The sequence below is a fragment of the Streptomyces sp. NBC_01439 genome (genome assembly GCF_036227605.1).
In the GTDB taxonomy this organism is placed as follows: Bacteria; Actinomycetota; Actinomycetes; order Streptomycetales; family Streptomycetaceae; genus Streptomyces.
Window position 1 is genome coordinate 6324002 of sequence record NZ_CP109487.1, and the last position, 12867, is coordinate 6336868.

Here is a 12867-nt window from a genome sequence, read left to right on the forward strand (position 1 = left end):
CGCCGTGTCCCGGGGCCCCGCCCCGAACCCCGCGCCCCCGACGCCGGCGGGGCCGGACGCGCCGCCGCCGGGACCGGACGCGAGCGGGGCCGGGCGGTGCGGCGGTGCGGGATGATGGGGGCATGCCTTCCGCACTCCCCGACGGTGAACCCATGCCCGAAGACGGCGCGCTGCCGTCGCACGCCCTGGTGGGCGCGGGGGAGCGGCCGCTCGGGTTCTACCTGCACGTCCCGTACTGCGCCACGCGCTGCGGGTACTGCGACTTCAACACCTACACGGCCACCGAGCTGCGGGGCACCGGCGGTGTGCTCGCCTCCCGGGAGAACTACGCCGACACCCTGATCGACGAGGTCCGCCTCGCGCGGAAGGTGCTCGGGGACGACCCGCGGGCCGTACGGACGGTGTTCGTGGGCGGCGGCACGCCCACGCTGCTGCCCGCCCGGGACCTCGTACGGATGCTCGCGGCGATCCGGGACGAATTCGGCCTGGCCGAGGACGCCGAGATCACCACCGAGGCCAACCCGGAGTCCGTGAACCCGGAGTACCTCGCCGAGCTGCGCGCCGGGGGCTTCAACCGGGTCTCCTTCGGCATGCAGAGCGCCAAGCAACACGTCCTGAAGGTGCTCGACCGCACCCACACGCCGGGGCGCCCCGAGGCGTGCGTCGCCGAGGCGCGGGCGGCGGGCTTCGAGCACGTCAACCTCGACCTGATCTACGGCACGCCCGGGGAGTCGGACGAGGACTGGCGGGCCACCCTCTCGGCAGCGCTGGGCGCCGGGCCGGACCACATCAGCGCCTACGCGCTGATCGTCGAGGAGGGCACGCAGCTCGCGCGCCGGATCCGCCGCGGCGAGGTCCCGATGACGGACGACGACGTGCACGCCGACCGGTACCTGATCGCGGACTCGGTCATGGTCGAGGCCGGGTACGCCTGGTACGAGGTCTCGAACTGGGCCACCTCGGAGGCCGGGCGCTGCCTGCACAACGAGCTGTACTGGCGCGGCGCCGACTGGTGGGGCGCGGGCCCGGGCGCGCACTCGCACGTGGGCGGGGTGCGGTGGTGGAACGTGAAGCACCCGGGTGCCTACGCCGCGGCGCTGGCGGAGGGCCGCTCCCCGGGCGCGGGACGCGAGATCCTCTCCGAGGAGGACCGGCGGGTGGAGCGGATCCTGCTGGAGCTGCGCCTCGTGGACGGGGTCCCGCTGTCCCTGCTCGCCCCGGCCGGACTGGCCGCCTCCCGCAAGGCCCTGGCGGACGGGCTGCTGGACGCCGTGCCGTACGAGGCCGGGCGTGCCGTGCTGACCCTGCGGGGGCGGTTGCTGGCCGACGCGGTGGTCCGGGACCTGGTGGACTGATCACTCCACGGAGTGAATCGCTGCGAATGAGGGCAGGCGCGGCCTAGCCTGTTCGTAGCCTTCTGTCGCATACCCGGCGGCAGAAGTGGAGGGCACGGAGATGACCGCTGTGGACGATCGCCGGATGACCGAGTACTTCGAGAGCTTCGAGGCTCCCGAGGGGGTCAAGGTTGAGCTCCTCAGGGGGGAAATCGTGATGATGGCGGGGCCCGACGTGGTCCACAACCTGATCGTCCTGTTCGTCCAGCGGCAGATCCCCGTGGGACGCTGGTACCCGCTCCAGACGCAGGACGTGGACATTCCGGCGGAGTCGTCCGAGCCGCAGCCGGACCTCGTGGTCCTGCCGAGCGAGGCAGCGCCCGAGTCGGGCCGGTTGGTGCCCGCTTCAGCTCTGGCGATGGTGGTCGAGGTCGTCTCCAAGACCAGCAAGCTGCGCGACTACGTGACGAAGCGCTCCATCTACGCGGCGGGCGGCATCCCCACCTATTTGATCATCGACCCCTTCCAGGCCAAGTGCGTGGTGCTCACCGAACCTTTCGGCGCCGGAGAGGAAGCCGACTACCGGACCGAGCGGACCAGCAAGTTCGGTGAACCGGTCCCGCTCGACGTCCTCGGTGTCACGCTCGACACCACGGAGTTCGACACCCTGCCGTAGCTCAAACCGGTGCCGTGACGAAGTCGATCAGCTCCTCCACGCGCCCCAGGAGCGTCGGCTCCAGGTCCTTGTAGGACGTCACCCGGGACAGGACGTGCTGCCAGGCGGCGCCCGTGTTCTGCGGCCAGCCCAGGGCCCGGCAGACCCCCTTCTTCCAGTCCTGGCCGGGCGGGACCACCGGCCACGCGCGGATGCCCAGCGCGGACGGCTTCACGGCCTGCCAGACGTCCACGTACGGGTGGCCCACGACCAAGACGTCCGGGCAGGTCACCGACGCCGCGATGCGGGACTCCTTCGAACCCGGGACGAGGTGGTCGACCAGGACGCCGAGGCGCGCGTCCGGGGCCGGGGCGAAGTCGGCGACGACGGCCGGGAGGTCGTCGACGCCCTCCAGGTACTCCACCACCACGCCCTCGATCCGCAGGTCGTCACCCCAGACCCGCTCCACCAGCTCCGCGTCGTGCCGGCCCTCGACGTAGATCCGGCCGGCCCGCGCCACGCGCGCCCGCGCCCCGGGCACGGCCAGCGAGCCCGAAGCCGTCAGGAGCGGACCGGAGGGCCGGCGCGCGGGCCGGACCAGGGTGACCACGGCGCCGTCCAACAGGAAGGCGCGCGGCTCCATCGGGAACACCCGCCGTTTGCCGAAGCGGTCCTCCAGGGTCACCGTGCCCGCCTCGCAGGCCACCACCGCGCCGCAGAAGTCCGTACCGGCCACCTCGACCACCAGGTCGGGATCCGCCGCCACCTCCGGCACGGCCTCGGGTCGCTTCCACTGCGGGGTCAGGTCGGGGGAGTACTCGCGCATCCGGCCGACACTAGGAGAGCCGCCCGCATCACGCCTCCGACACGCCGAAACGAGCCGCCAGTGTGGCGCGTTGCGCACGGACGAACTCCGCCCCGACCACCGCTCCGTGACCCGGCACGTACAGTGCGTCGTCCCCGCCCAGTGACAGCAGCCGGTCCAGGGCGGCGGGCCACTGCCCGGGGGCGGCGTCCGGGCCCGCCATGGGCTCGCCCGACTCCTCGACCAGGTCCCCGCAGAAGACCACCTCGCGCTCGCCCGGTACGAAGACCGCCAGGTCGTGCCCGCTGTGCCCGGGCCCCACATTGGCCAACAGCACCTGCACGCCGCCCAGTTCCAGCGTCCACTCGCCCGACACCGAATGCCGGGGCAGCACCATCAGGTCCACCGCCTGGGCCGCCTCCGCCTCCGCGAGCCCCTGCCGGACCGCGTCCTCGCGCAGCTCCTCGCGCTCCGCCGCCAGCAGTGCGGCCAGTCCGACCGCCCCGAACACCTCGGCCCCGGGGAAGGCGGACGCGCCCAGGACATGATCGAAATGACCGTGCGTGAATGCGATATGGGTCACGCTCCGCCCCGTCAGCCGCTCCGCCTCGGCCCGCACCTCGGCCCCCTCGCGCAGGCACGACCCGGGGTCGATCAGGAGGACCGAATCCTCGCCCACCACCAGCCCCACGGTGCAGTCCCACACCGGCAGCCGCCGCCGGCCGGCCCGCCCGGTCAGCCGTTCCCAGCCCGACCCTTCCCAATCCACGTCCATGCCGCGACGCTACCCTGGCGGTCCTCCCTTGCCAGGGGCTTACCGCCCGGCCGTACACTGAGCGGGGGCTCTCTGGCACTCGAACGATCAGAGTGCCAACGAACACGGCAGAAGACGGCAACGGACCACAGCTGGAGGTGTGCGCGATGCTCAGCGAACGCAGACTCGAAGTGCTGCGCGCCATCGTCCAGGACTACGTCGGGACGGAGGAGCCGGTCGGCTCCAAGGCGCTCACGGAGCGGCACCGGCTCGGCGTCTCGCCCGCCACCGTGCGCAACGACATGGCCGTGCTGGAGGACGAGGGCTACATCGCCCAGCCCCACACCAGCGCTGGCCGGATCCCCACCGACAAGGGCTACCGGCTCTTCGTCGACAAGCTGGCGGGGGTCAAGCCGCTGTCGTCGCCCGAGCGCCGGGCCATCCAGAACTTCCTCGACGGCGCCGTCGACCTCGACGACGTGGTCGGACGCACGGTGCGGCTGCTCGCTCAGCTCACCCGGCAGGTCGCCGTCGTCCAGTACCCGAGCCTGACCCGGTCGACCGTCCGGCACGTGGAGCTGCTCTCGCTCGCTCCCGCGCGCCTGATGCTCGTACTGATCACGGACACCGGGCGGGTCGAGCAGCGGCTCGTCGACTGCCCGAGCCCCTTCGGGGAGACCTCGCTGGCGGACCTGCGGGCCCGGCTCAACAGCCGGGTCGTCGGGCGCCGCTTCACCGATGTGCCCCCGCTCGTCCAGGACCTCCCCGAATCCTTCGAGGCCGAGGACCGCGGCACGGTCTCCACCGTGCTCGCGACGCTCCTCGAAACCCTGGTCGAGGAAGCCGAAGAGCGGCTGATGATCGGCGGTACCGCCAATCTCACCCGCTTCGGACACGATTTTCCCCTGACGATCAGGCCGGTGCTCGAAGCACTCGAGGAGCAGGTCGTGCTCCTCAAGCTGCTGGGCGAGGCCAACGAGTCGGGAATGGCCGTACGGATCGGGCACGAGAACGCCTACGAGGGACTGAACTCCACGTCGGTCGTCTCGGTCGGTTACGGTTCGGGCGGCGAAGCAGTCGCCAAACTCGGCGTGGTCGGACCGACCCGCATGGACTACCCCGGAACGATGGGAGCGGTACGCGCAGTGGCACGTTACGTCGGACAGATCCTGGCGGAGTCGTAAGTGGCCACGGACTACTACGCCGTTCTCGGCGTGCGCCGCGACGCATCGCAGGACGAGATCAAGAAGGCCTTCCGGCGCCTCGCGCGTGAACTCCACCCGGATGTGAATCCGGACCCGAAGACGCAGGAGCGCTTCAAGGAGATCAACGCGGCCTACGAGGTGCTGTCGGACCCGCAGAAGAAGCAGGTCTACGACCTCGGCGGCGACCCGCTGTCCTCCTCGGGCGGCGGCGGCGGAGCGGGCGGCTTCGGAGCGGGTGGCTTCGGCAACTTCTCCGACATCATGGACGCCTTCTTCGGCCAGGCCTCGCAGCGCGGCCCGCGCTCGCGGACCCGGCGCGGCCAGGACGCGATGATCCGTCTCGACCTGGAACTGGACGAGGCGGCCTTCGGGACGACCAAGGACATCCAGGTCGACACGGCCGTCGTCTGCAACACCTGCTCCGGTGAGGGCGCCGCTCCCGGCACCTCGGCGCAGACGTGTGACATGTGCCGCGGCCGAGGTGAGGTCTCGCAGGTCACCCGGTCCTTCCTGGGCCAGGTCATGACCTCGCGCCCCTGCCCGCAGTGCCAGGGCTTCGGCACCGTGGTCCCGACCCCGTGCCACGAGTGCGCGGGCGACGGCCGTGTCCGCTCCCGCCGCAGCCTCACGGTCAAGATCCCGGCGGGCGTCGAGAACGGCACCCGGATCCAGCTCGCGGGCGAGGGCGAGGTCGGCCCCGGCGGCGGCCCCGCCGGCGACCTGTACGTGGAGATCCACGAGCTGGCGCACCCGACCTTCCAACGGCGCGGGGACGACCTGCACTGCACGGTCACCATTCCGATGACGGCGGCCGCGCTGGGCACCAAGTGCCCGCTGGAGACGCTGGACGGACTGGAGGAGATCGACATCCGACCCGGCACCGGGTCCGGCCAGGCGATCCCGCTGCACGGGCGCGGCGTCACCCACCTGCGCGGTGGCGGACGCGGCGACCTGATCGTGCACGTCGAGGTCACCACCCCGGGCAAGCTGGACGCCCAGCAGGAGGACCTGCTCCGCCAGCTGGCGAAGCTGCGCGGCGAGGAGCGGCCGATGGGTCAGTTCGCGCCGGGTCAGCAGGGTCTGTTCAGCCGTCTGAAGGACGCTTTCAACGGTCGCTGATCGACCTCGGTCCACCGTCACGAGCCCGGCCTGGGGATTCCCCGGCCGGGCTCGTCACGTGGGCCCGGCGACGGCCGGGGGCCGGTCGGGAAGCGGACTATGCCAGGCGAATGCCACGGTTCGGCCCCATGCGTCGGACGTGGCACGATGCAGTCCATGTCCTCGGCACCGAACGGTCTCTCCCCGTACCCGATCGTGCAGGCTCCCATGGCGGGCGGCGCCTCCTGCCCCGCGCTCGCCGCCGCCGTGTGCGAGTCGGGCGGACTGGGCTTCCTGGCCGGCGGCTACAAGACCGCCGACGGGATGTACCAGGAGATCAAGCAGGTGCGCGCGCTGACCCGGCGCCGTTTCGGCGTCAACCTCTTCATGCCGCAGACCGGTTACGTCGATCCGGCCGCCGTGGAGGCCTACCGCGGGCAGCTGGCCGGTGAGGCGAGTTGGTACGAGATCTCGCTCGCGGAGGAGGACATCATCGGCACCAGCGACGACGGCTACGATGCCAAGATCGCCATCCTCCTCGAAGACCCGGTCCCGGTGGTCTCGTTCACCTTCGGCTGTCCCTCCTTCGCGGCCCTGGCGGCCCTGCGCAAGGCCGGCACGTACACCGTCGTCACGGTGACCTCCGCCGAGGAGGCCCGCAGCGCCCAGTACGCCGGTGCGGACGCGGTCTGCGTCCAGGGCGCCGAGGCCGGCGGTCACCAGGGCACCCACCGGGACGACCCGCAGATCGACGGCACGGCGACCGTGGGCCTCCTCGCGCTGGTGGCGCAGGTGCGGGAGGCCGTGGCGCTCCCGATCATCGCGGCGGGCGGGGTCATGCGGGGCGCGCAGATCGCGGCCCTGCTGGCGGCGGGCGCGGAGTCGGCGCAGCTCGGGACGGCCTTCCTGGCCTGCCCGGAATCGGGGGCGGACCCGGTCCACAAGAAGGCGCTGACGGACCCGCTGTTCGTCCGCACCGAGCTGACCCGGGCCTTCTCCGGGCGGCCGGCGCGGGGGCTGGTGAACCGCTTCATGCGCGAGCACGGGCCGTACGCCCCGGCCGCGTACCCGCAGGTCCACCACCTGACCTCGGGGCTGCGCAAGGCCGCCGCCGCGGCCGGGGACCCGCAGGGCATGGCCCTGTGGGCGGGGCAGGGGCACCGGCTGGCGCGACCACTGCCGGCGGGGGAGCTGGTGGAAGTGCTGACGGCCGAACTGGCCCAGGCGCAGAGCACGTTGAAGGCAAGGCAGATGAGGAGTGCGTCATGACCGCCCCGGTGTTCGTGGTGGAAGAGGTCCCCGCGGGGCCGGAGTTCGTCCTGGACGGCCCGGAGGGCCGGCACGCGGTGTCCGTGAAACGCCTGAACCCGGGAGAGGACGTGGTCCTCACGGACGGGCTCGGCCACTGGGCGGAGGGCGTGGTCAAGGCCGCCGAGGGCAAGGACCGGCTGGTCGTCACGGACCTGCACACCGTCGCGGAGGAGCCGGAGCCGGAAGTGCGGATCACGGTGGTCCAGGCACTCCCCAAGGGGGACCGGGGCGAGCTGGCCGTCGAGACGATGACCGAGACCGGCGTGGACGCGATCGTGCCCTGGCAGGCCTCGCGCTGCATCACGCAGTGGCGCGGCGACCGCGGAGCCAAGTCACTGGCCAAGTGGCGGGCCACGGCCCGGGAGGCGGGCAAGCAGTCCCGCCGGGTGCGCTTCCCGGAGGTGGCCGAGGCCATGTCCACCAAGCAGGTGGCGGCGCTGCTGGCCGGCGCCGACCTGGCGATGGTGCTCCACGAGGACCGCGACGCCCCGTCCGGGGCGCTGGCGACGGCCGAGCTCCCGAAGACCGGTTCCGTGGTGCTGGTGGTCGGCCCGGAGGGCGGTGTCTCCCCGGAGGAGCTGGCCGTCTTCGCCGCCGCGGGAGCCCACCCCTATCGCCTGGGCCGCTCCGTCCTGCGGACCTCCACGGCCGGGACGGCGGCCACGGCGGTGCTGCTGGCCCGCACGGGCCGCTGGTCGTGACGGCCCGCTGGTCGTGACGGTCCCCGGGGCCTGACGGGCCGCTCCGGCTCCTGGTCCGGCCGGCCCGGGGGCAATCGGCCCGTCCGGCCCGGGGCCTGCGGCCCGGCCGGTCGAAATGCCGTCCCGCGGCGGGCGTCCGGCTGGATACGATGCCCGGACCGATCACCGTCACGGGAGGCGAAGCAATGGCCGGGGAACCGCAGGCCGACTGCCTGTTCTGCAAGATCGTCGCGGGGCAGATCCCCGCGACCGTGGTACGGGAGACCGAGACCACGGTCGCCTTCCGGGACATCAACCCGCAGGCGCCCACGCACGTGCTCGTCATCCCCAAGGTGCACTACGCCGATGCGGCCTCCCTCGTGGCGGCCGAGCCGGGCGTCGCCGCCGACATACTGCGCGAGGCCGGCCAGGTCGCCCTCGACGAGAAGATCGTCGAACACGGCTACCGGGTCGTGTTCAACACCGGCTCCGGCGCCGGGCAGACCGTCTTCCACGCCCACGCGCACGTCCTCGGCGGCCGCGGCCTCCAGTGGCCCCCCGGATAGCACGTGTCCGTACGAGAGTTCGTGGTGCTGGGCACGGCCAGCCAGGTGCCCACCCGCCACCGCAACCACAACGGCTACCTGCTGCGCTGGGACGGCGAGGGCATCCTCTTCGACCCGGGCGAGGGAACCCAGCGCCAGATGCTGCGCGCCGGGGTGGCCGCGCACGACATCAACCGGATCTGCATCACCCACTTCCACGGTGACCACAGCCTCGGCCTCGCCGGGGTGATCCAGCGGATCAACCTCGACCAGGTCCCGCACCCCGTCACCGCGCACTACCCGGCCTCGGGGCAGAAGTTCTTCGACCGGCTGCGGTACGCCACCGCCTACCGGGAGACCGTCCCGCTCCGCGAGGAGCCGGTGGCGGCGGACGGCGTGCTCGCGCAGGGGTCCTCGTACGTCCTGGAGGCCCGACTGCTCTCGCACCCGGTCGAGTCCTTCGGCTACCGGATCACCGAGCCCGACGGGCGACGCATGGTGCCCGAGCTGCTCGCGCGCCACGGGATCATGGGGCCGGACGTGGGCCGGATCCAGCGCGAGGGGCGGCTCGGCGAGGTCACCCTGGACGAGGTCAGCGAACCCCGGCCCGGGCAGCGGTTCGCGTTCGTCATGGACACCCGGCTCTGCCCGGGCGTGGACGCGCTGGCCGAGGGCTGCGACATGCTGGTGATCGAGTCGACCTTCCTCGACGAGGACGAACGGCTGGCCACCGACCACGGGCACCTGACCGCCGGCCAGGCGGCGCGGGTGGCGCGGGACGCCGGCGTGCGGCACCTGGTGCTGACGCACTTCTCGCAGCGCTACACCGACCCGGCCGAGTTCGAGCGCCAGGCCCGCGCGGCCGGCTTCGAGGGCGAGCTCACCGTGGCCGCGGACCTGGTGCGGGTGCCCCTGCCCAAGCGGGGCTGACCGCGGGCCCGGGCACGCACCCCGGCCCGGCCGCGCCGGCCGGCCCGGGGCGTGCTCGCCGAGCGGCCCGAGCGGCCCGAGCGACCGGGGGCCTTCCATGGGTGATCTGCGCCACACTGGGTTTTGGTCCTGTCCGGGGTGGGCAGGGCTGGCAGCTTTCCATGGGAAGCGTCATGCAGGAACGGGCCTTCGAGGAACAACGGGGAGATCGCCGTGACCGGTCGGGACTACGAAATCCGCGCAGCAGCAGTGGACCCGCTCGGTCCGCTACGTGACCCCCGGGAACCCGGCTGTGACGTCTTCCTGACCGGAACGGTCTTCCTCGACATCATCTTCACCGGCCTCGACTCGGCCCCCGTGCGCGGTACGGAGTCCTGGGCGCGCGGCATGGGCTCCAGCCCCGGCGGCGTCGCCAACATGGCCACCGCCCTGGCCCGGCTCGGCCTGCGCACCTCGCTGGCGGCCGCATTCGGGGACGACCACTACGGCGAGTACTGCTGGGACGCCCTCGAACAGGGCGAGGGAATCGATCTGTCCATGTCGCACACCATCCCCGGCTGGCACAGCCCCGTCACCGTTTCGATGGCCTACGAGGGTGAGCGCACGATGGTCTCGCACGGCCACGAGGCTCCGCCGCCGGCCGGCCCCGGGCCCTTCCCGCAGTGCCCGCCACGGGCCCGCGCGGCCGTGGCGGCCCTGGGACCCGGCCGCGGCGAGGAGTGGATCGGCGAGGCCGCCCGGCGCGGCTCGCGGATCTTCGCGGACGTGGGATGGGACGAGAGCGGCCGGTGGGACCTGGGCGCCCTGGCCGACCTGGAGCACTGCGAGGCCTTCCTGCCGAACGCGGGCGAGGCGATGCGCTACACGCGGACCGACTGTCCGAGAGCCGCGGCCCGGGCGCTGGCGGAGAAGGTGCCGATCGCGGTGGTGACCATGGGCGCGGAGGGCTCGTACGCGGTGGACGGGCGCACCGGGGAGACCGCGCACGTCCCCGGGATCACGGTGGACGAGCTGGACCCGACGGGGGCGGGAGACGTCTACGTGGCGGGCTTCGTGACCGGCACCCTGGCGGGCTGGCCGCTCGCGGACCGCCTCGCCTTCGCCGGGCTGACGGCGGCCCTGTCGGTGCAGGAGTTCGGCGGCTCCCTGTCGGCCCCCGGCTGGCCGGAGGTGGCCCACTGGTGGCGGGACGCCCCGCAGGAGCTGCGCGGCCGGTACGGCTTCCTGGACGATCTGGTCCCGCCGGGCGGGACTCCGGCGGCCCGGCGCAGGGCGGTACCGACGATCGGCTTCCGGCACTCGCTCTAGCGGTGCGACCGGGCGGTAAAACCTCTCGGGGAAGCCGCGGCGGAGACGTACGCTTGGTACTCCGGAGGTCGTCGATCGGCGCGGCCCCTCAGCGGGAGGTATGCGCAGGCCACAGTGCCGGCCCATGACTCAGACACCGACAGCCCACATCCCCGCGCCGGGGCAGGCGCGAGCCCACTTCACCGTTCCGGCCACGCACCCGATGGTGACCGTGCTCGGCTCGGGTGACGCCCTGTTGCGCGTGATCGAGAAGGCCTTCCCGAAGGCCGACATCCATGTTCGGGGCAATCAGGTCAGCGCGATCGGTGCAGCGGCGGAAGTCGCGCTGATCCAGCGACTTTTCGACGAGATGATGCTGGTGCTCCGCACCGGGCAGCCGATGACGGAGGACGCAGTGGAACGCTCGATCGCCATGCTCAAGGCGAGCGGCAACGGCAATGGCGACGGGCCGGCCGAGACGCCCGCGGAAGTGCTCACCCAGAACATCCTCTCCAGCCGCGGCCGCACCATCCGACCCAAGACCCTCAACCAGAAGCGGTACGTCGACGCGATCGACAAGAACACGATCGTCTTCGGCATCGGCCCCGCCGGTACCGGCAAGACCTACCTCGCCATGGCCAAGGCCGTGCAGGCCCTGCAGTCCAAGCAGGTCAGCCGGATCATCCTGACCCGACCCGCCGTCGAGGCGGGGGAGCGGCTCGGCTTCCTGCCGGGCACCCTCTTCGACAAGATCGACCCCTACCTGCGCCCGCTCTACGACGCGCTGCACGACATGATCGACCCCGACTCGATCCCGCGGCTGATGGCGGCGGGCACGATCGAGGTGGCGCCCCTGGCGTACATGAGGGGGCGTGCGATGCCCGTCTTCACGAAGGTGCTGACGCCGGACGGCTGGCGCCCCATCGGCGATCTCCAGGTGGGCGACCTCGTCGTCGGGTCGAACGGTGAGCCGACCCCGGTCCTCGGCGTGTACCCGCAGGGCGAGAAGGACATCTACCGCCTCACTGCCCAGGACGGCTCCTGGACCCTTTGCTGCGATGAGCACCTGTGGACCGTCAGGACGCGCGACGACAAGCGCCGTGACAAGCCGTGGCGGGTCATGGAGACCAAGGAGATGATCGGCAACCTCCGTGCGGGGCACGCCCGCCGATACGAACTGCCGATGCTCACCGCTCCCGTGGCCTTCCCCGAGCGCGAGATCCCCATGGACCCGTACGCGCTCGGTCTGCTGCTCGGCGACGGCTGCCTCACCGGCTCCACCACACCGTCCTTCTCCACGGTGGACGAGGAGCTCGTCCGCGCCCTGGAGGCAGCGCTTCCCGGAGTGGCCGTACGCCACAAGGGCGGCCCCGACTACGTCCTGAATAGGGTGAAGTCGCCCGGTGACATGATCACTCTGGAAAACCCGGTCACTCGGGTGATGCGCGAACTGGATCTGCTCGGCAGCCGTTCGCACTCCAAGTTCGTGCCGGACGACTACCTGTTCAACACGGCGGAGGTCCGCCTCGCGGTACTCCAGGGCCTGCTCGACTCCGACGGCGGACCGGTCACCCAGCGGGACCGTACCTGCCGGGTCCAGTACTCCACTGCCTCGATCGTCCTGCGGGACGACGTGATCGCACTCGTCCAGTCGCTCGGCGGCGTGGCCTACACCCGACGACGCAGGGCGGCGGACCGGCTGCAGGGCACTGCCATTGGCGCGCACCGGCACGACGCGCACGTCGTCGACATCCGACTCCCCGAGGACATCGAGCCCTTCCGCCTTGCCCGCAAGCGGGACGCGTACCATGCGGCCGGCGGCGGTGGGCGTCCGATGCGCTTCATCGACTCCATCGAGCCCGCGGGACGGGAGGAGGCGGTGTGCATCCAGGTAGCCGCCGAGGACTCGCTGTACGTGACGCAGGACTACCTGCTGACGCACAACACGCTCAACGAGGCGTTCGTCGTCCTCGACGAGGCGCAGAACACCACCGCCGAGCAGATGAAGATGTTCCTGACCCGGCTCGGTTTCGACTCGAAGATCGTCGTCACCGGTGACATCACCCAGATCGACCTGCCGGGCGGCGCCAAGAGCGGTCTGCGGGAGGTCCAGAAGATCCTGGAAGGGGTGCCCGACATCCACTTCTCGCGGCTCACGTCCGAGGATGTCGTCCGGCACAAGCTGGTCGGCCGTATCGTCGACGCGTACGAGAAGTACGACGACGGCCAGCCGGCCTCCAACGGCCACCAGCGGAAGTAGAAC

12 protein-coding genes are annotated in these 12867 nt (G+C 72.0%); 10 read left to right on the top strand and 2 right to left on the bottom strand.

The features are described 5' to 3' along the window. Positions 1 to 122: 122 nt before the first annotated feature. Together hemW and OG207_RS28555 are read left to right on the top strand one after the other, a co-directional pair. The gene (gene hemW / locus OG207_RS28550; RefSeq protein ID WP_329102148.1) at positions 123 to 1355 is read left to right on the top strand and encodes a radical SAM family heme chaperone HemW; all 1233 of its coding nucleotides are present in this window, start codon (positions 123 to 125) and stop codon (positions 1353 to 1355) included. Between the two features lie 100 nt (positions 1356 to 1455). Then, positions 1456 to 2010 (top strand): Uma2 family endonuclease, encoded by a 555-nt coding sequence (locus OG207_RS28555; RefSeq protein ID WP_443072750.1) that lies wholly within the window; start codon positions 1456 to 1458, stop codon positions 2008 to 2010. 1 nt (position 2011) lies between these two features. On the opposite strand, the gene OG207_RS28560 is transcribed toward OG207_RS28555, so the two are convergent. Continuing rightward, positions 2012 to 2815: a DUF3097 domain-containing protein gene (locus tag OG207_RS28560; protein ID WP_329102152.1), complete on the bottom strand. Its 804-nt coding sequence runs from the start codon at positions 2813 to 2815 to the stop codon at positions 2012 to 2014. A 28-nt stretch (positions 2816 to 2843) separates the two neighbouring features. Further along, on the bottom strand, positions 2844 to 3569 hold the full coding sequence (locus OG207_RS28565; protein WP_329102154.1) for an MBL fold metallo-hydrolase: 726 nt from the start codon (positions 3567 to 3569) through the stop codon (positions 2844 to 2846). A 146-nt stretch (positions 3570 to 3715) separates the two neighbouring features. On the opposite strand from OG207_RS28565, the gene hrcA reads away from it, so the two are divergent. From hrcA to OG207_RS28605, 8 genes are all read left to right on the top strand, one after another. Next, positions 3716 to 4732, top strand: coding sequence for a heat-inducible transcriptional repressor HrcA (hrcA, locus tag OG207_RS28570; protein WP_328790483.1), 1017 nt, complete (start codon positions 3716 to 3718; stop codon positions 4730 to 4732). Beyond that, positions 4733 to 5872: a molecular chaperone DnaJ gene (dnaJ, locus tag OG207_RS28575; protein WP_030010180.1), complete on the top strand. Its 1140-nt coding sequence runs from the start codon at positions 4733 to 4735 to the stop codon at positions 5870 to 5872. A 156-nt stretch (positions 5873 to 6028) separates the two neighbouring features. Beyond that, positions 6029 to 7120: a nitronate monooxygenase gene (locus tag OG207_RS28580; RefSeq protein ID WP_329102156.1), complete on the top strand. Its 1092-nt coding sequence runs from the start codon at positions 6029 to 6031 to the stop codon at positions 7118 to 7120. Further along, a complete protein-coding gene (locus OG207_RS28585; RefSeq protein ID WP_329102158.1) occupies positions 7117 to 7863 on the top strand; it encodes a 16S rRNA (uracil(1498)-N(3))-methyltransferase in 747 nt (248 codons plus the stop codon). The genes OG207_RS28580 and OG207_RS28585 overlap by 4 nt, the downstream gene beginning before the upstream one ends. 185 nt (positions 7864 to 8048) lie before the next feature. Further along, on the top strand, positions 8049 to 8408 hold the full coding sequence (locus tag OG207_RS28590) for a histidine triad nucleotide-binding protein (RefSeq protein ID WP_329102160.1): 360 nt from the start codon (positions 8049 to 8051) through the stop codon (positions 8406 to 8408). 3 nt (positions 8409 to 8411) lie between these two features. Next, positions 8412 to 9317 (top strand): ribonuclease Z, encoded by a 906-nt coding sequence (locus OG207_RS28595; RefSeq protein WP_329102162.1) that lies wholly within the window; start codon positions 8412 to 8414, stop codon positions 9315 to 9317. Positions 9318 to 9530: 213 nt separating this feature from the next. After that, positions 9531 to 10625 (top strand): carbohydrate kinase family protein, encoded by a 1095-nt coding sequence (locus OG207_RS28600; RefSeq protein ID WP_402695085.1) that lies wholly within the window; start codon positions 9531 to 9533, stop codon positions 10623 to 10625. 124 nt (positions 10626 to 10749) lie between these two features. Then, positions 10750 to 12864 (top strand): PhoH family protein, encoded by a 2115-nt coding sequence (locus OG207_RS28605; protein WP_329102164.1) that lies wholly within the window; start codon positions 10750 to 10752, stop codon positions 12862 to 12864. Positions 12865 to 12867: the final 3 nt, after the last annotated feature.